The organism is Pseudomonas sp. DR 5-09 (assembly GCF_001655595.1).
Classification (GTDB): domain Bacteria; phylum Pseudomonadota; class Gammaproteobacteria; order Pseudomonadales; family Pseudomonadaceae; genus Aquipseudomonas; species Aquipseudomonas pharyngis.
Map to the genome: position 1 here is coordinate 1,999,839 of NZ_CP011566.1, position 25,197 is coordinate 2,025,035.

Genomic DNA, 25,197 nt, shown 5'->3' on the forward strand with positions numbered 1-25,197 from the left:
CTTTAGTGAGAATGACCCACGTTTACGCTGGGCTACTATTCGACGAAGGGTTGCTTTGAATCATTTTGTTGCTTCAACTTTTTTATCTGTCCCGGCATCTAAGCTCCTTTAACCCGAGCAGCGGGGATGGAACGGCACACCTTCGTGCCACGCGGGCGCTCTTGTAGAAAAGCGCCTGATTGAAAACCGGATCGGCAATGCGTTGCCGGTTCATCAGCCAAAGGCTCTGGAAAAACCATGTCCGACCGTTTCGAACTCTTCCTCACTTGTCCCAAAGGCCTTGAAGGCCTGCTCATCGAGGAAGCCGTCGGGCTTGGCCTTGAAGAGGCCCGCGAACACACCTCCGCCGTGCGTGGCATGGCGACCATGGAAACCGCTTATCGCCTGTGCCTCTGGTCGCGTCTGGCCAACCGGGTGCTACTTGTCCTTAAGCGCTTCCCGATGAAAAACGCTGAAGACCTGTACCACGGCGTACTCGACGTCGACTGGCAGGATCACATGCTGGCCGACGGCACCCTGGCCGTGGAATTCAGCGGTCATGGCTCGGGCATCGACAACACCCACTTTGGCGCCCTGAAGGTCAAGGACGCCATCGTCGACAAACTGCGCACCCCGCAGGGCGACCGTCCAAGCATCGACAAGCTCAACCCGGACCTGCGCATTCACCTGCGCCTGGATCGCGGCGAAGCGATTCTGTCTCTCGATCTGTCCGGACACAGCCTGCACCAGCGCGGCTATCGCTTGCAGCAGGGCGCCGCGCCGCTGAAGGAAAACCTCGCAGCGGCCATCCTGATCCGTTCCGGCTGGCCGCGCATCGCCGCCGAAGGTGGCGCGCTGGCTGACCCGATGTGCGGTGTCGGCACGTTCCTAGTCGAAGCCGGCATGATCGCCGCCGACATGGCGCCGAACCTGCGTCGCGAACAGTGGGGCTTCACCGCCTGGCTCGGTCACGTGCCGGCGTTGTGGAAAAAACTGCATGAAGAAGCCGTCGAGCGTGCTGCTGCCGGTCTGGCCAAGCCGCCGCTGTGGATCCGTGGTTATGAAGCCGACCCCCGGCTGATCCAGCCGGGCCGCAACAACGTCGAACGCGCCGGCCTGAGCGAGTGGATCAAGATCTATCAGGGCGAAGTCGCGACGTTCGAGCCGCGTCCGGACCAGAACCAGAAAGGTCTGGTCATCTGCAACCCGCCGTACGGCGAGCGTCTGGGTGATGAAGCCAGCCTGTTGTACCTCTACCAGAACCTCGGCGAGCGTCTGCGTCAGGCCTGCCTGAACTGGGAAGCGGCGGTGTTCACCGGCGCGCCGGACCTGGGCAAGCGCATGGGCATCCGCAGCCACAAGCAGTATTCGTTCTGGAACGGCGCGCTGCCGTGCAAGCTGCTGTTGATCAAGGTCCTGCCGGATCAGTTCGTCACCGGCGAGCGCCGCACCCCGGAACAGCGTCAGGCCGAGCGTGAGCAAGCCGCTTACGACCAGACGCCGAACGAGCCGCAAGAGCGCAAGTTCAACAAGAACGGCAATCCGATCAAACCGACGCCCGCCCCGGCGCCGGTGGTCGAGCAGCCGCGCCTGAGCGAAGGCGGGCAGATGTTTGCCAACCGTCTGCAGAAGAATCTCAAGGCGATGGGCAAGTGGGTCAAGCGCGAAGGCATTGATTGCTACCGCGTCTACGATGCGGACATGCCGGAATACGCCATGGCCATCGACCTGTACCACGACTGGGTGCACGTTCAGGAATACGCCGCGCCGAAGTCGATCGACCCCGAAAAAGCCTCGATCCGCATGTTCGATGCGCTGGCGGCCATCCCGCAGGCGCTGAACATCGACAAGAGCCGCGTGGTGGTCAAGCGCCGCGAGCGTCAGAGCGGCACCAAGCAGTACGAGCGTCAGGCGGCTCAGGGCAAGTTCAATGAAGTGACCGAGGGCGGCGTGAAGTTGCTGGTCAACCTCACCGATTACCTCGATACCGGGCTGTTCCTGGATCACCGCCCAATGCGCATGCGGATCCAGAAAGAGGCCGCCGGCAAGCGCTTCCTCAACCTGTTCTGCTACACCGCGACCGCCAGCGTCCACGCAGCCAAGGGCGGCGCGCGCAGCACCACCAGTGTCGACCTTTCGAAAACCTACCTCGACTGGGCGCGCCGCAACCTGTCGCTCAACGGTTTCTCGGACAAGAACCGTCTGGAGCAGGGCGATGTGATGGCGTGGCTTGAGAACTGCCGCGAAGAGTACGACCTGATCTTCATTGATCCGCCGACCTTCTCCAACTCCAAGCGCATGGAAGGCATCTTCGACGTGCAGCGTGATCAGGTGCAGTTGATCGACCTGGCCATGGCGCGTCTGGCAGCGGGCGGGGTGTTGTATTTCTCCAACAACTTCCGCAAGTTCCAGCTCGAAGACAACCTGGCCGAGCGTTACGCGGTCGAGGAAATCACCGCCAGCACCATCGACCCGGATTTCGCCCGCAACGGCAAGATCCACCGCGCCTGGAAAATCACGGCTCGTTGACGCTCTGCAACATTGGATCCACAGAGCCTTGATTTTTAAAGGCTCTTGGATCCGTTCAGAACTAGCCAAATTAGTGGCTAATAGCTATAACTCACACACGGCCGATGGGGTTTTTCCCGCAGATGCTGACGTAGTGAGTGGCTTTTATGTCGTTGCACCCCGTGCGCCCGAAGATATTGGGTTTTATCAGCGAAGAAGTCTCGGCCTGGCTGGTCGCGGTGCTGGTATTGCTCGCCGGCGGGATTCTCACGGGGCTGCTCGCCTGGGGCACCCTCAATCAATTTCATAGCCAGTTGCGCCAGCGCTTTCAACTGCTGGCCAACGAGCGCTACAGCCGCATCGAAGAACGTTTTCAGGATCAGGAGCAACGCCTCGATGGCCTGCGCCGGTTCTTCGCCAACTCCGAATCGGTGTCCCGCGCCGAATTCGACGGTTACACCCAACCTTTATTACTGCGCACCCAGGCCTATTCGTTTGCCCTGCGGGTGAGGGGTGCCGAGCGTGCAGCGTTTGAACAGCGGGCGCGGGATGAAGGCCTGAGCACCTTCAGCGTGCGCGAACTCAATGCCCGCGGCGAGCTGCAACTGGCCTCGGCCCGCGATGAATACGTAGTGGTGTTGTACAGCCAGACCCAGAGCCGGCTTGGCGCGCCGCTGGGTTACGACTTGCTGGCCCAGCCATTGCGCCGCTCCACCCTTGAACGTGCCGACCAGCTTCGCGGGCTGGCGGTGTCGCAGCCGATGCATCTGGTCGGTATCGAGCCGGCTTACGCACGCGGCGTCTTGTTGGTGGCACCGCTGCTGCGCAAAGGGGAGTCCAGATCATATGGCTATGTGATGGCTGTCATCAGCATGCGTCAGCTGCTGGCAGACGGCTTGCCGGATGCACTTCATGACTATCTGTCGGTGCGCATCCTCGATCTGTCCACCAACGATCAGCATGAAGTGTTGTTCGAGTCGACCAATGAACCGGTGCCGAGCGATCTGTCGGCTACGCGGTTGGTGCGCATGGCCGATCACGACTATCAGGTGGATATTCTGCCCAGCGAAGCGTTCATGCAGGCCAACCATTCGGCGGTGGGCAGCGTGGTGGTGCTGGGCGGATTGCTCAGCCTGCTGTTGAGCGCGCTGCTTTATGTGCTGGTCAGTCAGCGCCAGCGCGCGTTGCGCATGGTCGAGTTGCGCACTCAGGAATTGCATGAACGCGAACAGGAACTGCGCGGCACCCACGGCCAGTTGCGCGGGGTACTCAACGCGGCGACCCAAGTGGCAATCATCGCCACCGATCTGCGCGGGGTGATCAACACGTTCAACCCCGGTGCCGAGCAGATGCTCGGTTATCTCAGCAGCGAAGTGGTCGGCCACATGACCCTGGAAAACCTGCACTTTCCCCGGGAGCTGGTGGCCCGCGCGGCGGAGCTCAGCGCCCGCTATGGCAAAACCATTCCGACCTGCCAGGCGATGCTGGTGGAGGGTGGCGAAGTCGGCGGGCACGAGGCGCGCGAGTGGACGCTGGTGCGCAAGGACGGCAGCCACATTCCAGTGAACATGCTGGCCACACCGGTGCTGGACGAGCAGGGGCTGTGGGTCGGGCACCTGGCGATCTGCATCGACATCACCGAGCGCAAGCGCGTGCACGAAGCGCTGGCCGCACGGGACGTGCTGTTGAAAAAGCTCAGCGCCCACGTGCCCGGCGGGATCTATCAATTCAAGATGGAGTTCGACGGACGCTTCAGCGTGATTTACGCCAGCGACGGTATCCGCGAAATCTACGAGCTGGAGCCGGATGTGCTGCTGCTCAACGCCGAAGCGATCTTCACCCGCATCCACCCGCAGGATGTCAGCCGCGTGCGCAAGTCGATCCGCGCTTCGGCGGACAACCTCAGCCCGTGGCGCGAGGAATACCGCGTGCAATTACCCGGGCGCGGCCTGCGCTGGGTTCGCGGCGAGGCGACGCCGGAGGAATTGCCGGGCGGCGGCGTGCTCTGGCACGGCTATATTTCGGATATTTCCGACCTGAAACGGGTGGAAGAAGAATTGCGCGCGCTGTCGGTGACCGATTCCCTGACCGGCATTCACAACCGGCGCTATTTCCAGGAACGCCTGACCACCGAGATGGCGCGGGTCGAGCGTGGCGGTGGCGAGTTGTCGGTGATCATGCTCGACATCGACCACTTCAAACGGATCAACGATCAGTACGGTCACGCGGTGGGCGACCGCGTGTTGCAGGCGGTTTGCGAGCGCATCGGTCATCGTCTGCGGCGTACCGACGTGTTCTGCCGGTTGGGCGGCGAAGAGTTCATGGTGCTGTGCCCGGACATCGACGGCGATCACGCCCACATGCTGGCCGAGGAGTTATGGCACAGCCTGCGCAGTGCGCCGATCGACGTGGTGGGGGTGGTGACGGCCAGTTTCGGGATTGCCAGCTGGCGACCGGGGGAGGGCGCGGATGCGCTGTTGCTGCGGGCGGATTCGGGGGTGTATGCGGCGAAGCAGGGTGGGCGGGATCGGGTTGAGCGGCAGATGAACTAGGCACTAAACGTGTGGGAGCCAGCCTGCTGGCTCCCACAGTGTTTTGTGGCGTGCTTACAGAACCGAAGCAGTCTGCGGCGTCCGCGGCTGTTTATAGAGATCCAGCAGCACCTGATCCAGCACCGACGACGCGCCGAACGGGGCCTTGTCGTTGAGGATCGCCACCACCGCCCAAGTGTTGCCGTTGACGTCGCGGCTGAAGCCGGCGATTGCCCGTACGGTGTTCAGGGTGCCGGTCTTGACGTGGGCTTCGCCGCGCATCGCGGTGGTCTTCAGGCGTTTGCGCATGGTGCCGTCGGTACCGGCAATCGGCAGCGAGCTGATGTACTCGGCGGCGTAAGGGCTGTGCCAGGCCGCTTGCAGCATGTTGGCCATTTCCCGGGCGCTGACCCGCTCGGAGCGCGACAGACCTGAACCGTTTTCCATCACCAGATGCGGCGCGGTGATGCCTTTCTTCGCCAACCACTGCCGCACCACACGTTGCGCGGCTTTGGCGTCATCGCCGTCGGCGTCGTTGCGGAATTTCTGGCCCAGGCTCAGGAACAGTTGCTGAGCCATGGTGTTGTTACTGTATTTGTTGATGTCGCGGATGATTTCCGCCAGATCCGGCGAGAACGCACGGGCCAGTACTTTGGCGCTGCTCGGGGTCGGGGCCAGACGATCCTTGCCCTGGATGCTGCCACCCAGTTCCTTCCAGATCGCCCGCACGGCGCCGGCGGTATAGGTCGCGTGGTCGAGCAGCGACAGATAAGTCTGCGAGCTGCAGCCTTCGCCCAACTGGCCGGCCACGGTCACGGTCACGCTGCCATCGGCCTGCGGCACCGGGTTGTAGCGCACGCCGCCGGTGCATTGTTTGGAGTTGAGCGCTTTGACGGTGTTTTCGATGTTGATGCTGGCAATCGGCGGCTCGACCGAGATCAATACCCGGCCGTTGTCATTGCGAGCCACGAAACGCAGGGCCTTGAGGTTGACCAGCAGCGAATCCGGCTTGACCAGGAACGGCTTGTTCTCGTCGTTGCCGTCATCGTTGAATTCCGGCAGTTGCGGCTGCACGAAGAAGCTGCGATCGAGCACCAGATCACCGGTGACCTGGGTCACGCCGTTGGCACGCAGGTCGCGCATCAGCAGCCAGAGTTTTTCCATGTTCAGCTTCGGATCGCCGCCACCCTTGAGGTAGAGGTTGCCGTTGAGGATCCCGCCGTTCAGGTCGCCGTCGGTGTAAAACTCGGTTTTCCACTGATGGTTGGGGCCGAGCATTTCCAGTGCCGCGTAAGTGGTGACCAGCTTCATGGTCGAAGCCGGGTTGACCGACACGTCGGCGTTGTACACGGTCGGCGTGCCCGGACCGTCCAGCGGCACCATCACCAGCGACAGGGCGGTGGGCTGCAGCTTGCTGGCCTTGAGGGCTTTTTCGACGTTGGGGGTCAGGGCGGTGTTGATGGTGGCAGCGGAGACGGGCAAGGCCAGCGGCAGAAGAAGACCGGCCAGGAGCAGAGGACGCAACGATTTGATCATATGAAATAAAACCCTACAGCCGAGGGGAAAAAAGACGAGGACATGGATGAAAAGGCCCTCAGTGGTCATGAAAGTGTCGGCATTATGCCCCAAGCTGTTACAGCTTGTGCCTTTCGCAAGGGCGCCAATTCGTTATTTTTTTACAGGCGGTCGCACGCACGTCCCAGAGAGTCGGGCAATCGCCGGCTTAAACTGGTAAAGTGCCGGCCGTTATTACTTAAGAGGATTGTTCCAATGGCGACTAACCGTTCCCAGCGTCTGCGCAAAAAACTGTGCGTCGATGAATTTCAAGAGCTGGGTTTCGAACTGAACCTGGGCTTCAAAGAAGACCTGTCCGAAGAAGCCATTGACGCTTTCCTCGAAGCATTCATCAAAGAAGCCATGGAAGCCAACGGTCTGGGCTATGTCGGCGGCGACGACTTCGGTCTGGTTTGCCTGCAGAAGCGTGGTTCGGTCTCCGAAGAGCAGCGCGCTGCTGTTGAAGCCTGGCTGAAAACCCGCTCCGAGCTGACTTCTACTGAAATCAGCCCGCTGCTGGACGTCTGGTATCCGGAAAAGCCGATCAACGCGGCCAAGTGATACTGAAAAAAACGGCGACCTGAGGGTCGCCGTTTTTTTATGCCTGCTTTTTACTCAGGCCTTGCGCCAGTTGAGGATCAGCAAGGTCAACACCCCCGCGACAATCCCCCAGAACGCCGAACCGATGGAAAACAACGTCAGCCCCGACGCCGTAACCATGAACGTGATCAGCGCCGCTTCCCGTTCCTTCACCTCGGTCATGGCGATGCTCAAGCCGTTGATGATCGAACCGAACAGCGCCAGTGCGGCAATCGACAGCACCAGTTCCTTCGGCAGCGCGGCAAACAGCGCTGCCAGCGTGGCGCCGAACACTCCGGCAATCCCGTAGAAAATCCCGCACCACACCGCAGCGGTGTAGCGTTTGTTGCGATCTTCATGGGCATGCGGCCCGGTGCAGATCGCCGCGCTGATGGCCGCCAGATTGATGCCGTGGGAACCAAACGGCGCCAGCAGCAACGACGCGATGCCGGTGGCGGTGATCAGCGGCGAGGCCGGGACGTTGTAACCATCGGCCCGCAGCACGGCGATGCCGGGCATGTTCTGCGAGGTCATCGCTACGACAAACAGCGGAATGCCGATGCTGATGGTCGCCGCGAGGGAAAAGTGCGGCATGGTCCAGACCGGTGTCGCCACTTCCAGATGAAAGCCGCTGAAGTCCAGCAAACCCATGAAGCCCGACAGCGCGGTGCCGATCAGCAGCGCGGCGAGCACCGCATAACGCGGCGACAGGCGTTTGACGATGAGATACGTGAAGAACATCCCCAGCACCAGGCCGGTGCGGTGCTGTGCGGCGACGAAGATTTCACTGCCGATCTTGAACAGGATCCCCGCCAGCAGCGCGGCGGCGAGGGAGGCCGGGATCTTTTTCACCAGCCGTTCGAAGCTGCCGGTCAGGCCGCAGATCGTCACCAGTACCGCGCAGGTGATGTAGGCGCCGATGGCTTCGCCGTAGGTGACGCCGCCGAGGCTGGTGATCAACAGCGCCGCGCCGGGCGTTGACCAGGCAATCGTGATCGGCGTGCGATAGCGCAACGACAGGCCGATCGAACACACCGCCATGCCGATGGAAATTGCCCAGATCCACGAGGAAATCTGCCCGCTGGTCAGGCCCGCCGCCTGCCCGGCCTGGAACATCAGCACCAGCGAACTGGTGTAGCCGGTCATCATCGCGATGAACCCGGCGACGATGGCGGAAGGCGATGTGTCCGCCAGCGGGCGCAGTCGGGTGTGGGTAATTTCGTTCATGACAGCGGCATTCCTTGTTCAAGCCACGGATTTCGGGTTTAAGCCTAAACTCAAACGTAACGGAGCGTTGCAATACAGCCGAAGTCGCAAACAGCCGTACAGTCGTGTTGCCACCTTCCATTGTGTACAATCGCGCTGTTTTTTACGCGATACTTGCCAGCGACCCACTGTGCCGTATTACAGTCACGGTCAATTCGCCGCCGTTCTTCCCGACTCGAGTGCCCATGAACGAACAGTTGCAACCCCTCAAGAAACAACCGCGAGCAGGCAAAGCCGGCCGCAGCGGAACCCAGGACGATATTGTCTATGCGCATATCTTCGAGGCCATCCTCGAACAGCGCCTGGCGCCCGGCACAAAGTTGAGCGAAGAAGCGCTGGGGGAAATTTTCGGGGTCAGCCGCACCATCATTCGCCGCGCGCTCTCGCGTCTGGCCCATGAAGGCGTGGTGCTGTTGCGGCCGAACCGTGGCGCAGTCGTCGCCAGCCCGAGCGTTGAAGAAGCGCGTCAGGTGTTCCTCGCCCGACGTCTGGTGGAGCGCGCGATCACCGAACTGGCGGTGCAGCACGCCACCGCCGAGCAGATCGCCGAACTGCGCCAGATGGTCAACGACGAACGCGACAGCTTCTCCCGTGGCGATCGCGGCGCCGGCATCCGTCTCTCCGGCGAATTCCACCTGAAACTGGCGGAAGCGGCGAAGAACGCGCCATTGATCAGCTTCCAGCGCAGCCTGGTTTCGCAGACGTCGCTGATCATTGCCCAGTATGAAAGCGGCAACCGCTCGCACTGCTCCTACGACGAGCACACCCAGTTGATCGACGCCATCGAAGCGCGCAACGGCGAGCTGGCGGTGGATCTGATGATGCATCACATGGATCACATCGACAGCAAGCTCAACCTCGACGAGGAAAGCGCGTCCGACGATCTGCATGCAGTGTTCTCGCATCTGTTGCAGACCAAGAAGCCGGGGCGGCCGGCGGTCAAGCTCTAAGTCAGACCGCGTCGCCCCCAATCGCTGGCTTGCTAGCGATAGCAATCTGACAGGTAATAAAAATCCCCCGGACTGAAAAGTACCGGGGGATTTTTTTGCCTGCGGAAAACTAGCGCTGGTGTACCAGCGCACCTGCTGCATAGGTCTGAGCCACGGTGCGGTCATCGCCCAGGGTCATCAGTACGAACAGCGTCTCGGCAATATTGTTGGCCTGCTTCAGGCGGTAGCTCAGCAGCGGCGTGGCGTTGTAGTCGAGCACCAGGAAGTCGGCGTCGGAGCCCGGTTGCAGGTTGCCGATCCTGTCTTCCAGACGCAGCGCCCGCGCTCCGCCGAGGGTGGCGAGGTACAGCGACTTGAACGGGCTCAGGCGCGCACCTTGCAGCTGCATCACCTTGTAGGCTTCGTTCAGGGTTTGCAGCAGCGAAAAACTGGTGCCGCCGCCGACGTCAGTACCGAGGCCGACGTTCAGCTTGTGCTTCTCGGCCATCGGCAGGTTGAACAGGCCGCTGCCGAGGAAGAAGTTCGAGGTCGGGCAGAACGCAACCGCCGAGCCGGTCTGCGCCAGGCGCGCGCATTCGTCGTCGCACAGGTGCACGCCGTGGGCGAACACCGAGCGCTCGCCGAGCAATTGATAGTGATCGTAGACGTCGAGGTAGCCTTTGCGCTCCGGGAACAGCTCCTTGACCCACTCGACTTCCTTGAGGTTTTCGCTGATGTGGGTCTGCATGTACAGATCCGGGTATTCGCTGAGCAACTGGCCGGCGAGGGTCAGCTGTTCCGGGGTGCTGGTCGGGGCGAAGCGCGGGGTTACGGCGTAATGCAGACGACCCTTGCCGTGCCAGCGCTCGATCAGCGCCTTGCTGTCGACATAGCTCGATTCCGGGGTGTCGGTCAGGTAGTCCGGCGCGTTGCGGTCCATCATCACCTTGCCGGCGATCATCCGCAGATCCAGCTTCTCGGCGGCTTCGAAGAACGAGTTCACCGATTGCGGGTGCACGCTGCCGAACACCAGCGCAGTGGTGGTGCCGTTGCGCAGCAGTTCCTTGATGAAAATGTCCGCCACTTCATCGGCGTGGGCCTTGTCGGCGAACTGGCTTTCGCACGGGAAGGTGTAGGTGTTCAGCCAGTCCAGCAGTTGCTCGCCATAGGCGCCGACCATGCCGGTCTGCGGCAGGTGGATGTGGGTGTCGATGAAGCCCGGAGTGATCAGCGCATCCTTGTGATGGGTGATCTCGATGTCCGCCGGCAGGGTCGGCAGCAGTTCGCTGGCGTGGCCAAGGGCGCTGATCTTGCCGCCATCGACCACCAGCAGGCCGTCCTCGAAATACTCGTAGCAGGCTTCGATGCCGACCTCGGCGGGGTCGGCGATGCTGTGCAGGATGGCGGCGCGGTAGGCTTTGCGAGTCAGAGGCATGAGGGTTCTCTAATCAGTTTGAGGCTTTGAGTGTGGCGGCCTGACTGCGGCGTGAAACCGGCAGCAGTTTGGCAATCGGTTCGGCGCTGGCGGTGTGCTGGCCGAAATTGGCGTTATAGGTGGCGATGATTTCGCCGGCGATGGAGATGGCGATTTCCACAGGCAACTTGCCTTTGACTTCGCCGATGCCCATCGGGCAGCGCATGCGTTGCACGACGCTGGCGTCGAAGCCACGGTCACGCAGGCGGTGTTCGAACTTGGCGCGTTTGGTCTTCGAGCCGATCAGGCCGAACCAGGTGAAGTCGTTGCGCTTGAGGATCGCGGCGGTGAGCTCCAGATCCAACTGATGGTTGTGGGTCATGACGATGCAGTAGCTGCCGGCGGGCAGGTCGTCGATTTCATCCACCGGTTCCTCGGCGACGATCTTGCGCACGCCGTGGGGAATCTGTTCGGGAAATTCCTCTTCCCGGGAATCGATCCAGCGCACCCGGCAGGGCAGGCTGGCGAGCAGCGGCACCAGCGCGCGGCCGACATGACCGGCGCCGAACACGGCGATCTGCGCCTGCACCTGGCCCATTGGCTCGAACAACAGCACTGTCGCGCCGCCGCAGCACTGGCCGAGGCTGGCACCGAGACTGAAGCGCTCCAGATGGGTGTCCTGCCTGCCGCTGGCGAGCATCTCGCGGGCGATCTGCATGGCTTTGTATTCCAGGTGCCCGCCACCAATGGTGTCGAAGGTCTGGCGGGCGCTGACGACCATCTTCGAGCCGGCATTGCGCGGCGTCGAGCCGAGTTCTTCGATGATCGTCACCAGAACGCAGGGTTCGCCCTGGTTCTGCAGGTCGGCGAGGGCGTCGATCCAGTTGTACATGTTCACCTCGACATCTGTCGTTGTCTGTTCGGGCCTCTTCGCGAGCAGGCTCGCTCCCACATGGGAATGCATCCAAATGTGGGAGCGAGCCTGCTCGCGATGGCCGCGCCTCGGTCTAGAGCGGAGCCAGCTCGGTTTCAGCTTCGACGGCTTTCACCGCTTTGAGCTGGCGCATCTGCTCGCAGCCCCACAACACCCGCTCCGGGGTCGCCGGTGCGTCGATCTTCGGTTGATGCTTGTAGTCGCCCAGACTGGCCACCGCATCCTTGATCGCGCACCACGCAGCGATGCCGAGCATGAACGGCGGCTCACCCACAGCCTTGGAGTGGAACACCGTGTCTTCCGGGTTCTTGCGGTTTTCCACCAGCTTCACCCGCAGGTCCAGCGGCATGTCCGCCACGGCCGGGATCTTGTAACTGGCCGGGCCGTTGGTCATCAGCTTGCCCTTGTTGTTCCACACCAGTTCTTCCATGGTCAGCCAGCCCATGCCCTGGACGAAGCCGCCCTCGACCTGGCCGATGTCGATGGCCGGGTTCAGCGAGGCGCCGACGTCGTGGAGGATGTCGGTGCGCAGCATCTTGTACTCGCCGGTCAGGGTGTCGACGATCACTTCGCAGCACGCCGCGCCGAAGGCGAAGTAGTAGAACGGCCGGCCACGGGCCTGGCTGCGGTCGTAGTAGATTTTCGGGGTCTTGTAGAACCCGGTGCTCGACAGCGACACCTGATTGAAATACGCCAGCTGGATCAACGCTTCGAAGGTCAGGATGTGGTCACGCACTCGTACGTGGCCGTTGTGGAATTCCACGTCTTCTTCGCTGACCTTGTAGTGCCGCGCGGCGAATTCGACCAGACGCCGCTTGATTGTCTCGGCAGCGTTCTGCGCCGCTTTGCCGTTCAGGTCGGCGCCACTGGAGGCCGCGGTCGGCGAGGTGTTCGGCACTTTGTCGGTGTTGGTCGCGGTGATCTGCACGCGGTCCATTTCCACCTGGAACACTTCGGCCACGACCTGCGCGACTTTGGTGTTCAGGCCCTGGCCCATTTCCGTGCCGCCGTGGTTCAGGTGGATGCTGCCGTCGGTGTAGACGTGTACCAAGGCGCCTGCCTGGTTGAGGAAGCTGGCAGTGAAGGAAATGCCGAATTTCACCGGGGTCAGCGCCAGGCCTTTTTTCAGGATCGGGCTGTTGGCGTTGTAGCGACGGATCGCTTCGCGGCGCTCGGCGTACTGGCTGCTTTCTTCCAGCTCGGCGGTCATCTCTTCGAGCATGTTGTGCTCGACGGTCTGGTAGTAATGGGTGACGTTGCGCTCGGTCTTGCCGTAGTAGTTGGCCTTGCGCACGGCCAGCGGATCGAGGTTCAGGTGACGGGCGATGGCGTCCATCACTTCCTCGATCGCGACCATCCCTTGCGGGCCGCCGAAACCACGGTACGCGGTGTTCGACGCGGTGTTGGTCTTGCAGCGGTGACCGTTGATGGTCGCATCGCCGAGGTAGTACGAGTTGTCCGAGTGGAACATCGCACGGTCAACGATCGAGGCCGACAGGTCAGGCGAGCAGCCGCAGTTACCGGCCAGATCCATCGCGATCCCGTGCAGGCGCCCGGTGCTGTCGAAGCCGACGTCGTACTCGACGTAGAACGGGTGACGTTTGCCGGTCATCAGCATGTCTTCGACCCGTGGCAGGCGCATCTTGGTCGGCTGGCCAGTGAGGTGCGCGATCACTGCGCACAGGCAGGCCGGGCTCGCGGCCTGGGTTTCCTTGCCGCCGAAACCACCGCCCATGCGGCGCATGTCGACCACGATCTTGTTCATCGAAACGTCGAGGACTTCGGCTACCAGTTTCTGCACTTCGGTGGGGTTCTGGGTCGAGCAGTAGACGATCATGCCGCCGTCTTCGGTCGGCATCACCGAGGAGATCTGGGTTTCCAGATAGAAGTGTTCCTGGCCGCCGATGTGCAGCGTGCCCTGAATGCGATGCTCGGCCGTGGCCAACGCGTTGGCCGAATCGCCGCGCTGATGGGTGTGGCTGTCGAGCACGAAGTGGCGTTTGCGCAGGGCTTCGACCACGTCCAGCACCGGCTCCAGATCTTCGTATTCGATGATCGCGGCCATGGCGGCCTTGCGTGCGGTTTCCAGATCTTTCGCGGCCACGGCCAGCACCGGTTGACCGACGAACTGCACGTCATCGATGGCCAGCAGCGGATCACCCGGCAGCAGCGGGCCGATGTCTTTCAGGCCCGGTACGTCTTCGTGGGTGATGGCGATGCGCACACCTTCGAAGGCGTAGCAGGGCTGGGTGTCGATGCTGATGATTTTCGCGTGGGCGCGATCCGACAGCCGCGCGTAAACGTGTAATTGGTTGGGGAATTCCAGGCGGTCATCGATGTATTGCGCTTCACCGGACACATGCTTGGCGGCGCTGTCGTGCTTGACGCTGCGGCCGACGCCGGTGGTCAGGTCTTTGGCGAACAGTTCAGCCAGTTCAGCTTGCGTTTTCTCTACGCCGTGATGGTTAGACATAAGCGGTCACCCGAGTCTCGATGTGCGGTGTTTGCAGTTCGATGAAGTATTTGCGCAGCAGGTTCTGCGCGCTGAGCAGGCGGTATTCCTTGCTGGCGCGGAAGTCCGAGAGCGGGGTGAAATCCTCGCCCAGCGCGGTGCAGGCGCGTTCGACCACAGCGTTGTTGAACGGCTGACCGAGCAGCACGGCTTCGCAATGAGCAGCGCGTTTCGGGATCGCGGCCATGCCGCCGAAGGCGACGCGGGCGTCGGTGATCACGCCGTTTTCGATGCGCAGATTGAACGCAGCGCAGACGGCAGAGATGTCGTCGTCCAGACGCTTGGAGACTTTGTAGGCGCGGAAGCGCTGCTCAGCCGTGGCGCGAGGGACGATGATCTTCTCGATGAACTCGCTTTCCTGACGCGCAGTGACCCGGTAATCGATGAAGTAATCCTCGAGGGCCAGCGTGCGGCGGGTCTCGCCCTTGCACAGCACGATCTGCGCGCCGAGGGCGATCAGCAGCGGTGGCGAGTCACCGATCGGCGAGGCGTTGCCGATGTTGCCGCCCAAAGTGCCCTGGTTGCGGATCTGCAGGGAGGCGAAGCGGTGCAGCAGCTCGCCGAAGTCCGGGTACTCGGCGTTCAACGCTTCGTAGCAGTCGGAGAGGGCGGTGGCGGCGCCGATTTCGATGCGATCCTCGAAGTGCTCGATGCGTTTCATTTCGGCGACGTTGCCGACGTAGATCATCACCGGCAACGTGCGGTGGAACTGAGTGACTTCCAGCGCCAGATCGGTGCCGCCAGCCAGCAGGCGGGCCTGTGGATAAGCGTCGTAGAGATCGGCCAGGTCGGCGACGGTCAGCGGCACCAGGCAGCGTTTGTCGCCGCTGTTGAGTTCACCGATCGACGTCGGGGCAATGGCTTTGAGGCGGGCGATGGTTTCCGCTTCACGGGCGTCGAACTGGTCCGGTTGCTTGGCGCAGCAGGATTGTTCGGCGGCGGCCAGGATCGGCCGGTAGCCGGTGCAGCGGCAGAGATTGCCGGCCAGCGCTTCGTGGGCCTTGGCCTGATCCGGTGCATCGCTGTTCTTTTGCAGGGCGAACAGCGACATCACGAAACCGGGGGTACAGAAACCGCACTGCGAACCGTGGCACTCGACCATGGCTTTCTGCACGCTGTGCAGTTCGCCCTTGTGCTTGAGGTCTTCGACGCTGATCAATTGTTTGCCGTGCAGCGACGAAACGAACGTCAGGCACGAGTTGAGGCTGCGATAGCGAATGTGCTCGCGGCCATCGTCATCCGTCTGCAACTCGCCGACCACCACCGTACACGCGCCGCAGTCACCGCTGGCGCAGCCTTCTTTGGTGCCGGATTTACCCACGTGTTCGCGCAGGTAGTTGAGCACAGTCAGGTTCGGGTCCAGGGCGTGCTCGCTACGGAGTTCCTGGTTAAGTAAAAACTGGATCACGGAAGGCCTCGCAGACTCATTATTGTTGTTGAGCGACTTGAGCCGAATTTAGCAGGTCTGACTTTTCGGTCAATGGTTTTCTGACTTAAAGGTCAGGAAAAACCGTTTTGTCGCTCAACCTCGTGTCTCTTCAGTATTGACCCTCATTGGATCAAGCGCTTTTTTGCGGGATTCGTGCCAAAAACCGCTGTGCGGGCACTCCGCCATGACCGCGCATTGCGCTACACTGCGCCGCTTGTGCAGATCGAAGAGTTTGAAGGACAACCATGACGTTCAAGGCGCCGGACAGCCTCGCCGAGCAAATCGCTCACCACCTCGCCGAACGGATCATTCGTGGCGAAATGAAGCCGGGAGAGCGCATCCAGGAACAGAAGGTCACGCTGGCGCTGAACGTCAGCCGCGGCTCGGTCCGCGAAGCCTTGCTGATCCTCGAGCGCCGTCACCTGATCGCGATCCTGCCGCGCCGCGGTGCGCACGTCACCGAACTGACGGCGCACAAGGTGCAGAGCCTGTGCACGCTGATGAGCGAGCTGTACATCCTGCTCGGCAACGCAGTGGCCAATGGCTGGCAGACCCAGGCCGACATGGCGCCGTTCGTGCAGATCCAGCAGCGCCTGACCGCCAGCTACGAGCGTCAGGACATCCGCACCTTCGTCGACGACAGCTTCAACGTCATGCGCGCCGCGTACCCGTTCGCCAACAACCCGTACCTGCAGGAAACCGTCGAGAACCTGCAACCGGCCATGAGCCGTGCGTACTTCCTCGCGCTGGAGCAGCGCAAGGCCGAGATGAGCGAGTTCCTCGACCTGTTCGAACGCCTGCTCGCTGCCGTACTCGCCCGTGACCTGCCGCAGATCCGCATCGTGCTGACGGCTTACGCCCAGCGCAGCTGCGATCTGGTGGTGTCCGCCCTGACGGTTGCCTGACCTTGCGGCTCAAGTGCATCAAGCTGGCGGGGTTCAAATCCTTCGTCGACCCGACCACGGTGAACTTCCCCAGCAACATGGCGGCGGTCGTCGGGCCGAACGGTTGCGGCAAGTCGAACATCATCGACGCCGTGCGCTGGGTGATGGGCGAGAGCTCGGCCAAGAACCTGCGCGGCGAGTCGATGACCGACGTCATCTTCAATGGCTCGACCAGCCGCAAACCGGTGAGCCAGGCGAGCATCGAGCTGGTGTTCGACAACTCCGACGGCACGCTGCTGGGCGAGTGGGCGGCGTACGCGGAAATCTCGATCCGCCGCAAAGTGACCCGCGACAGCCAGACGACTTATTACCTCAACGGCGCCAAATGCCGTCGTCGCGACATCACCGACATTTTCCTCGGCACCGGCCTCGGCCCGCGCAGTTACTCGATCATCGAACAGGGGATGATCTCCAAGCTGATCGAGTCCAAACCGGAAGACCTGCGTAACTTCATCGAAGAAGCCGCCGGCATCTCCAAGTACAAGGAGCGCCGACGCGAGACCGAAAACCGCATCCGCCGCACCCACGAAAACCTGGCCCGTCTGACCGACCTGCGCGAAGAGCTCGAGCGCCAGCTCGAACGCTTGCACCGTCAGGCCGAGGCCGCCAAGAAGTATCAGGAATACAAGGCCGAAGAACGCCAGCTCAAGGCCCAACTGTCGGCCCTGCGCTGGCAGGATCTGAACGATCAGGTCAGCCAGCGTGAATCGATCATCGGCAACCAGGAAATCAGCTTCGAAGCGCTGGTTGCCGAGCAGCGCAACGCCGACGCCGCGATTGAACGCCTGCGCGACGGTCACCACGACCTGTCCGAGCGCTTCAATCTGGTGCAGGGGCGCTTCTATTCGGTCGGCGGCGACATCGCCCGGGTCGAGCAGAGCATCCAGCACGGCCAGCAGCGTTTGCGTCAGTTGCAGGACGACCTGAAAGAAGCCGAGCGCGCACGCCTCGAAACCGAATCGCACCTGGGCCACGACCGCACCTTGCTGCTGACCCTTGGCGAAGAACTTGATCAACTGACTCCCGAGCAGGAAATCACCAACGCCGCCGCCGAAGAAGCCGCCGCTGCGCTGGAAGATTCCGAAGCCGTCATGCACGGCTGGCAGGAGCAGTGGGACGCTTTCAACCTGACCGCCGCTGAACCGCGCCGTCAGGCCGAAGTGCAGCAGTCGCGCATCCAGCAGCTGGAATCCAGCATGGAGCGTCTCGCCGATCGGCAAAAGCGTCTCGGCGAAGAGCGGGCGCTGCTGTCGGCCGATCCGGAAGACGCGGCGATCATGGAGCTCAGCGAACAGCTCGCCGAGTCCGAAGCCACCCTTGAAGATTTGCAGACCAGCGAAGAAGCTCAGGTCGAAAAACTCGAGCAACTGCGCCAGGAACTGCAGCAGGCGTTGACCGCGCAGCAACAGGCGCAGGGCGATTTGCAGCGCCTCAACGGTCGCCTCGCGTCTCTCGAAGCCTTGCAGCAGGCCGCGCTCGATCCGGGCACCGGCACTGCTGAATGGTTGAAAGAACACAACCTCACCGAGCGTCCGCGTCTGGCCGAAGGCCTGAAGGTCGAGGCCGGTTGGGAGCTGGCGGTGGAAACCGTGCTCGGCGCCGACCTGCAAGCGGTGCTGGTGGATGATTTCGACGGCTTTGATCTGTCCGGTTTTGCCCAGGGCGATCTGCGTTTGCTCAGCCCTGGCAATGACGGCGTGCGCGTGGCCGGCAGCCTGCTGGACAAGGTCGAGGCGCAGGTTGATCTGTCGCCCTGGCTCGCTCAGGTCAAACCGGTCGACAGCCTTGAGCAGGCACTCGCCTTGCGCGGCCAACTAGCTGCCGGGCAGAGTCTGATCAGCCGCGACGGTTACTGGGTCGGCCGGCATTTCCTGCGGGTGCGCCGCGCCAGCGAAGCCGAAAGCGGCATGCTTGCACGCGGCCAGGAAATCGAATCGCTGCATGCGGAACGCGAAGAGCGTGAAGCCACGGTCGAGGCCATGGAAACCCGTCTGCAAACCCTGCGCGCGCAACAGCGTCAGCAGGAAAACGGTCGCGAACATCTGCGTCGTTTGCTGCAAGACGAAGCCCGTCAGCAAGGCGAATTGAAAGCTCAGCTGTCCGCTGGCAAAGCCAAGGCCGAGCAGTTGAACCTGCGTCGCACCCGCCTCGACGAAGAGCTGGTCGAGCTCGCCGAGCAGCGCGAGCTGGAACACGAAAACATCGGCGAAGCGCGGATCCAGTTGCAGGACGCCCTCGACGCCATGGCCCTCGACACCGAGCAGCGCGAATTGCTGCTGGCCCAGCGCGACAGTCTGCGCGAACGTCTGGATCGGGTGCGTCAGGAAGCCCGTCAGCACAAGGATCACGCGCATCAATTGGCCGTGCGCCTCGGCTCGTTGCGGGCCCAGCATGATTCGACTCGCCAGGCCCTTGAGCGTCTGGAAATGCAGGCCGAGCGTCTCACCGAAAAACGTGAACAGCTCAGCCTGAATCTGGAGGAGGGCGAGGCGCCGCTGGAAGAATTGCGCCTCAAACTCGAAGAATTGCTCGACAAGCGCATGAGCGTCGACGACGAACTCAAGACCGCCCAGATCGCTCTGGAAGACGCTGACCGCGAACTGCGCGACGCGGAAAAACGCCGGACCCAGGCCGAGCAGCAATCGCAATTGATCCGTGGCCAGCTCGAACAGCAACGCATGGAATGGCAGGCCCTGACCGTGCGCCGCAAGGCTCTGCAGGATCAACTGCTGGAAGACGGCTACGATCTGCACGGCGTGCTCAATACTCTGACTGCCGAGGCCAGCGAGAAGGCTGCCGAAGAAGAACTTGAACGCATCGCCGCGCGCATTCAGCGCCTGGGCGCGATCAACCTCGCGGCGATCGACGAATACCAGCAACAATCCGAGCGTAAACGTTATCTGGACGCCCAGGACGCCGATCTGGTCGAAGCACTGGAGACCCTGGAAAACGTCATCCGCAAGATCGACAAGGAAACCCGTAACCGTTTCAAAGATACCTTTGATCAGATCAATGGCGGTTTACAGGCACTTTTTCCAAAAGTTTTCGGTGGCGGGCGGGCGTATTTGGAACTGACGGGCGAAGATCTACTCGATACAGGGGTGACGATCATGGCGCAGCCGCCCGGGAAGAAGAACAGCACCATCCATTTGCTCTCCGGCGGCGAGAAAGCCCTGACGGCACTGGCACTGGTTTTTGCGATCTTCAAATTGAATCCGGCGCCGTTCTGCATGCTCGATGAAGTTGACGCACCACTGGATGACGCTAACGTTGGACGCTACGCACGATTGGTCAAAGAGATGTCGCAGACCGTGCAGTTCATCTATATCACCCACAACAAGATCGCCATGGAAATGGCTGACCAGTTGATGGGTGTGACGATGCATGAGCCGGGTTGTTCGCGACTGGTAGCCGTGGATGTCGAGGAGGCGATGGCGATGGTGGATGCCTGAGCCGGCGCGTGTCGGAAAAGGTATTTGTAGTCTGTAGGACATATTTACCGGCTTCGACTTGCTGGCCAATCGACATAATCGCGCAAGCCAATGAGACAGACGGTGTAAAGTTGTCTTTGGTCGTGCTAGTTTAATGTCAATTTTTCGTATACGTGGGCAAAACGCCTGTCAGAACATAGAGTTGGCGCCACGTTTTAAAGCGGTTTGCACAGTGTAAACCCCTTATTTTTCAGCATTTTTTATAGAGGCACGGGATTACATGGAAATCGGTCTGCGCGAGTGGCTGATCGTCATCGGCATCATTGTGATAGCCGGTATTCTTTTCGATGGCTGGCGCCGTATGCGCGGCGGCAAGGGAAAACTGAAATTCCGTCTTGACCGAAGTCTGTCCAACCTGCCGGACGAGGACACCAGCGCCGAGCTGTTGGGCCCGGCCCGCGTGCTGGATACCCATAAAGAGCCGCAACTGGACGAACACGATCTGCCATCGGTGAGCATGCCGGCCCGCGAAGCACGCGAGCCTCGCGAATCCGGTTCCAAGCGCGGCAAGCGTGGCAGCAACGGTCCGGCCCAGGGCGACCTGAACCTCGATCTGGATCTGGACGGCGGCCCGAGCTTCAGCAGCCGTGACGATGATTTTGTCGAACCTGCCGCCAAGTCGTCGCCTGCAGTGGCCGACAAGGATCAGCCGCAAGCCGAAGAAGTGCTGGTGATCAGCGTGATCTGCCGCGACCCGGCCGGCTTCAAGGGCCCGGCACTGCTGCAGAACATTCTGGAAAGCGGTCTGCGTTTCGGCGAGATGGATATCTTCCACCGTCACGAAAGCATGGCCGGCAACGGTGAAGTGCTGTTCTCCATGGCCAACGCGGTCAAACCGGGCATCTTCGATCTGGACGACATCGACCATTTCAGCACCCCGGCGGTGAGCTTCTTCCTCGGCCTGCCAGGCCCGCGTCATCCGAAGCAGGCCTTCGACGTGATGGTGGCGGCAGCCCGCAAGCTGTCCCAGGAACTGAACGGCGAATTAAAAGATGACCAGCGCAGCGTCCTGACCGCGCAGACCATCGAGCACTACCGTCAGCGCATCGTTGAATTCGAACGTCGCGCCCTGACCCAGAAGCGTTGATTGAAAAGGTTGCCTCGCTATAAAGGGGCAATCGGCAAAATAGATTGAGCAGCCTCGGCTGCTCTTTTGCTTTATGAGAGAACACCCATGACTGCCGCCAAAGACCGCATTCTAGAGCTGCGCGCTGAACTCGATCAGCACAACTACCGTTACCACGTCCTCGATGAGCCGAGCATTCCGGATGCCGAGTACGACCGGTTGTTCCATGAGCTCAAGGCGCTGGAAGCGGCCAATCCGGAACTGATCACCAGCGACTCGCCGACCCAGCGCGTTGGCAGCGTCGCGCTGACCGCGTTCACCCAGGTGCGTCACGAAGTGCCGATGCTCAGCCTCGGCAACGCCTTCGAAGAAACCGACATGCGCGAGTTCGACCGTCGGGTGACCGAGGGTCTGGATCTGCCGGCCGGCGATCTGTTTGGCGGTGGCGCGGCGGTGGAATACAGCTGCGAACCGAAACTCGATGGCTTGGCGGTCAGTCTGCTGTATCAGGACGGCGTGCTGGTGCGCGGTGCCACGCGCGGCGACGGCACCACCGGCGAAGACATCAGCGTCAACGTGCGCACGGTGCGCAACATCCCCCTGAAACTGCACGGCACGGGCTGGCCGGCGACCCTTGAAGTGCGCGGCGAAGTGTTCATGTCCAAGGCCGGTTTCGAACGCCTCAACGCTTCGCAACTGGAGGTCGGCGGCAAGACTTTCGCCAACCCGCGCAACGCCGCCGCCGGCAGCCTGCGTCAGCTGGATTCGAAGATCACCGCCAACCGCCCGCTGGAATTCTGCTGCTACGGCATCGGTCAGGTCTCTCACGATATTTCCGACACCCATATCGGCAACCTCAAGCAACTGCAAGCCTGGGGCATGCCGATCAGCCACGAATTGAAACTGGCCAAGGGCATTGGCGAATGCCTGGATTACTACCGCGATATCGGCGAACGCCGTAATTCGCTGGCCTATGAAATCGACGGTGTGGTGTTCAAGGTCAACAGCATTGCCGATCAGCGCGAACTGGGTTTCCGTGCCCGTGAACCGCGCTGGGCCATCGCCCACAAATTTCCGGCCATGGAAGAACTCACCGAACTGCTCGACGTGGAATTCCAGGTCGGCCGCACCGGCGCCGTCACTCCGGTGGCGCGGTTGAAGCCGGTCAAGGTCGCCGGTGTCACCGTGGCCAATGCCACGCTGCACAACATGGACGAAGTTGCCCGGTTGGGCCTGATGATCGGCGACACGGTGATCATTCGCCGCGCCGGTGACGTGATCCCGCAAGTGGTGCAGGTCGTCACCGAGCGTCGTCCCGAAGACGCGCGGCCGGTGCAGATTCCCGAGAGCTGCCCGGTTTGTGGTTCCCATGTCGAACGCACGCAACTGGTCAAACGCAGCAAGGGCAAGGAAACCATCAGCGAAGGCGCGGTGTATCGCTGCGTCGGCCGACTGGCGTGCGGTGCGCAACTCAAGCAGGCGATCATTCACTTTGTCTCCCGCCGCGCGATGGACATCGAAGGCCTCGGTGACAAGAGTGTCGAGCAGTTGGTCGATGAGGGACTGGTCAGTTCGCCGGCTGATCTCTACGCGCTGAAGTTCGAGGACATCGTCGACCTCGAAGGCTTTGCCGAGGTGTCGAGCAACAAGTTGCTGGCCGCGATTGAAGACAGCAAGAAGCCGGGGCTGGCGCGGTTCATCTATGCGCTGGGCATCCCGGATGTTGGCGAGGAGACGGCCAAGGTGCTGGCCCGCTCGCTGGGGTCGCTGGAGCGCGTCCAGCAAGCCTTGCCGCAAGTGCTGACGTACCTGCCGGACATCGGTCTGGAAGTGGCGCACGAGATTCACAGCTTCTTCGAAGATGCACACAACCAGCAGGTGATCACCGAGTTGCTGGGCCACGGTTTGCAGATTCAGGATCAGGGCGAGCTGGGTGCCGAGTTTGCCGCCAGCACCACGCTGGGCGGCTTCCTCGACAAGCTGCACATTCCTTCGGTCGGGCCGGGCGGGGCGCAGAAGCTGGCTGACAAGTTCGAAACGCTGGAAGGGGTGATGACCGCTGACTGGTTGGACATGCGCCAGGCATTGCCGGAGAAGCAGGCGAACTCGGTTCGCGAGTTTTTTGCCTTGCCCGAGCATCGTCAACTGGCCGAAGACGCGGAGAAGCAGTTGCGCGATTTCGGCATGCACTGGCAAAGCGAAAAGAAAGTCGTCGAAGGCCTGCCGCTGGCCGGCGAAACCTGGGTGCTGACCGGCAAGGTCGAGTTGATGAGCCGCGACATCGCGAAGGAACACCTGGAAAGCCTCGGCGCCAAGGTTGCCGGCTCCGTGTCGGCCAAGACCCATTGCGTGGTCGCCGGACCGGGTGCGGGGTCGAAACTGACCAAGGCCAACGAACTGGGCGTGAGGGTCATGGATGAGGAGGCGTTTATCGCGTTCCTGAAAGGACACGGTATTTCCGCCTGACGCAACGCGCGGGAACGATCAGCTCGCGGGAATGATCTAGTCTTGGCAAGCCCAAGGGAGAGATCGCCATGTACCGCTTTTTCGAGCAGCTCAGTTCCCGCATCGTCGCGCCGTTCATGGGCGAATCCTCGCGCAACAGCAAAGTCTGGCCGTGTCGCTGCGGCCAGTCGCTGTTCTTTCGCAACAGCCAGTGCCTGGCCTGTAACGCGGCGCTGGGTTATCAACCGGAACACAGTCGGCTGACCTCGTTGCAGCCGGGGCCGCAAGAGGGCACCTGGACGCTGGACGCCGACCCCGACGCCGGGCTGTTTCGGCGCTGCGCCAACCTCGATACCCCGGCCGCCTGCAACTGGCTGCTGCCCGCCAACGATCACGATACCCTGTGCGCGGCCTGCGCTCTGAATCGCACCATTCCCGATCTGTCCGTCCCGGAAAACCCCGAACGCTGGCGCAAGGTGGAAATCGCCAAGCGGCGACTGGTCGCGCAACTGATCAGCCTCGGCCTGCCGGTCGTCCCGAAAACCGTCGACGAAGCCACCGGCCTGGCCTTCGATTTCATCGGCGTCGATCTGCAAGGCAATGCACCCATGACCGGCCACGCCAACGGCCTGATCACCCTCGACATCGAAGAAGCCGACGACGCCCACCGCGAACGGGTCCGGGCGCAGATGCACGAACCCTATCGCACGTTGCTCGGGCACTTTCGCCATGAGGTCGGGCATTACTACTGGGATCGCCTGATCGACAACGGCCCGTGGCTCGGTTCATTTCGCAACCTGTTCGGCGATGAGCGCGCCAGTTATGCCGAGGCGCTGGAGCGGCATTATCAACAGGGCGCGCCGGCGGACTGGTCGCAGCATTACGTCAGCGCCTACGCCACCATGCACCCGTGGGAAGACTGGGCGGAAACCTGGGCGCATTACCTGCATATGATGGACGCGGTGGACACGGCGCTGGGTTTCGGCATGAGCGCCCGGGAGATGGATCTGGATTACCAGCCATTTCCGTCGAGCGCGCTGTACGACCCCGAACATCCCGGCGGCGCGGCGTTCCTGTCGTTCGTCAACGCGTGGATCGAACTGGCCGGCATGCTCAACGAACTGTCGCGCAGCATGGGCCAGCCGGATTTCTATCCGTTCGTCCTGCCGCCAGCGGCGATTGCCAAGCTGCACTTCATTCATCTGGTGATCCAGCAAGAGGGCGGCCGCGCGGACGAGGTGCTTCAGGCGCAATAGCAAGTGCTTGAAGCCCTTCATATTTTTAATCTGCAACCAGCGGTTGTAACTTCGTCTCAGATAGGTACAATGGCGCGGCTCGCCGACAGGTGAGCGTCGTTATGGTGACCCTATCGGTCCCCCCGCAACGATTACCCGTGAACCTGGTCAGAGCCGGAAGGCAGCAGCCACAGCGGGAACATTGTGTGCCGGGGTGTGGCTGGTAGGGTTACCACCTTAACGAACATCGAACGATTCGAATGAACTGCATGGGTTTCGCCCACTGCGGTTTTTTTATGCCTGCGATTTGGCGGTTCGTACCCAAACCTCTTGCTCGCGAGGGCGCCGACACGGGGTAATCATTTGCTCTTCAATCCCGCA

The 25,197-nt window shown here is 61.7% G+C and carries 15 protein-coding genes and 1 other RNA gene; 10 read left to right on the top strand and 6 right to left on the bottom strand.

From position 1 onward, the window contains the following. Positions 1 to 237 precede the first annotated feature (237 nt). A complete protein-coding gene (gene rlmKL, locus PDR5_RS09080) occupies positions 238 to 2,508 on the top strand; it encodes a bifunctional 23S rRNA (guanine(2069)-N(7))-methyltransferase RlmK/23S rRNA (guanine(2445)-N(2))-methyltransferase RlmL (RefSeq protein WP_064594693.1) in 2,271 nt (756 codons plus the stop codon). A 146-nt stretch (positions 2,509 to 2,654) separates the two neighbouring features. Beyond that, positions 2,655 to 5,039, top strand: a complete 2,385-nt coding sequence (locus PDR5_RS09085) for a sensor domain-containing diguanylate cyclase (RefSeq protein WP_064594695.1) — start codon at positions 2,655 to 2,657, stop codon at positions 5,037 to 5,039. A 54-nt stretch (positions 5,040 to 5,093) separates the two neighbouring features. Here the strand turns inward: PDR5_RS09085 and dacB are convergent, their stop codons facing one another. Beyond that, positions 5,094 to 6,554 (bottom strand): D-alanyl-D-alanine carboxypeptidase/D-alanyl-D-alanine endopeptidase, encoded by a 1,461-nt coding sequence (dacB, locus tag PDR5_RS09090; protein WP_039770010.1) that lies wholly within the window; start codon positions 6,552 to 6,554, stop codon positions 5,094 to 5,096. Between the two features lie 234 nt (positions 6,555 to 6,788). Here dacB and PDR5_RS09095 point away from each other — a divergent pair, with 234 nt between their 5' ends. Then, a complete protein-coding gene (locus PDR5_RS09095; protein WP_007952029.1) occupies positions 6,789 to 7,133 on the top strand; it encodes a YggL family protein in 345 nt (114 codons plus the stop codon). A gap of 54 nt (positions 7,134 to 7,187) precedes the next feature. On the opposite strand, the gene PDR5_RS09100 is transcribed toward PDR5_RS09095, so the two are convergent. Beyond that, positions 7,188 to 8,378: a benzoate/H(+) symporter BenE family transporter gene (locus PDR5_RS09100; protein WP_064594697.1), complete on the bottom strand. Its 1,191-nt coding sequence runs from the start codon at positions 8,376 to 8,378 to the stop codon at positions 7,188 to 7,190. Positions 8,379 to 8,602: 224 nt separating this feature from the next. Here PDR5_RS09100 and PDR5_RS09105 point away from each other — a divergent pair, with 224 nt between their 5' ends. Further along, entirely contained in the window at positions 8,603 to 9,367 is a 765-nt protein-coding gene (locus PDR5_RS09105) for a GntR family transcriptional regulator (protein WP_007952027.1), read from the top strand. A gap of 109 nt (positions 9,368 to 9,476) precedes the next feature. Here the strand turns inward: PDR5_RS09105 and guaD are convergent, their stop codons facing one another. The 4 genes from guaD to xdhA form a co-directional block, all read right to left on the bottom strand. After that, positions 9,477 to 10,781, bottom strand: coding sequence for a guanine deaminase (gene guaD / locus PDR5_RS09110; RefSeq protein WP_064594699.1), 1,305 nt, complete (start codon positions 10,779 to 10,781; stop codon positions 9,477 to 9,479). Positions 10,782 to 10,794: 13 nt separating this feature from the next. Next, positions 10,795 to 11,652, bottom strand: a complete 858-nt coding sequence (gene xdhC, locus PDR5_RS09115) for a xanthine dehydrogenase accessory protein XdhC (protein ID WP_039770016.1) — start codon at positions 11,650 to 11,652, stop codon at positions 10,795 to 10,797. A 115-nt stretch (positions 11,653 to 11,767) separates the two neighbouring features. Next, the gene (xdhB, locus tag PDR5_RS09120) at positions 11,768 to 14,167 is read right to left on the bottom strand and encodes a xanthine dehydrogenase molybdopterin binding subunit (RefSeq protein ID WP_064594701.1); all 2,400 of its coding nucleotides are present in this window, start codon (positions 14,165 to 14,167) and stop codon (positions 11,768 to 11,770) included. Continuing rightward, positions 14,160 to 15,614, bottom strand: coding sequence for a xanthine dehydrogenase small subunit (gene xdhA, locus PDR5_RS09125; RefSeq protein WP_064594703.1), 1,455 nt, complete (start codon positions 15,612 to 15,614; stop codon positions 14,160 to 14,162). The genes xdhB and xdhA overlap by 8 nt, the downstream gene beginning before the upstream one ends. Before the next feature lie 266 nt (positions 15,615 to 15,880). Here xdhA and PDR5_RS09130 point away from each other — a divergent pair, with 266 nt between their 5' ends. The 6 genes from PDR5_RS09130 (at position 15,881) to ffs (ending at position 25,045) form a co-directional block, all read left to right on the top strand. Next, the gene (locus PDR5_RS09130) at positions 15,881 to 16,540 is read left to right on the top strand and encodes a GntR family transcriptional regulator (protein ID WP_039770022.1); all 660 of its coding nucleotides are present in this window, start codon (positions 15,881 to 15,883) and stop codon (positions 16,538 to 16,540) included. Between the two features lie 2 nt (positions 16,541 to 16,542). Further along, a complete protein-coding gene (gene smc / locus PDR5_RS09135) occupies positions 16,543 to 20,031 on the top strand; it encodes a chromosome segregation protein SMC (protein WP_064594705.1) in 3,489 nt (1,162 codons plus the stop codon). A gap of 259 nt (positions 20,032 to 20,290) precedes the next feature. Beyond that, entirely contained in the window at positions 20,291 to 21,157 is an 867-nt protein-coding gene (zipA, locus tag PDR5_RS09140) for a cell division protein ZipA (RefSeq protein WP_064378762.1), read from the top strand. A gap of 87 nt (positions 21,158 to 21,244) precedes the next feature. After that, complete coding sequence (gene ligA, locus PDR5_RS09145) at positions 21,245 to 23,602, top strand: NAD-dependent DNA ligase LigA (protein ID WP_064594707.1); 2,358 nt, start codon at positions 21,245 to 21,247, stop codon at positions 23,600 to 23,602. A gap of 68 nt (positions 23,603 to 23,670) precedes the next feature. Next, positions 23,671 to 24,837: a zinc-binding metallopeptidase family protein gene (locus PDR5_RS09150; protein WP_064594709.1), complete on the top strand. Its 1,167-nt coding sequence runs from the start codon at positions 23,671 to 23,673 to the stop codon at positions 24,835 to 24,837. Between the two features lie 111 nt (positions 24,838 to 24,948). Continuing rightward, an RNA gene (ffs, locus tag PDR5_RS09155) (signal recognition particle sRNA small type) lies at positions 24,949 to 25,045 on the top strand. The last annotated feature ends 152 nt before the right edge of the window (positions 25,046 to 25,197 follow it).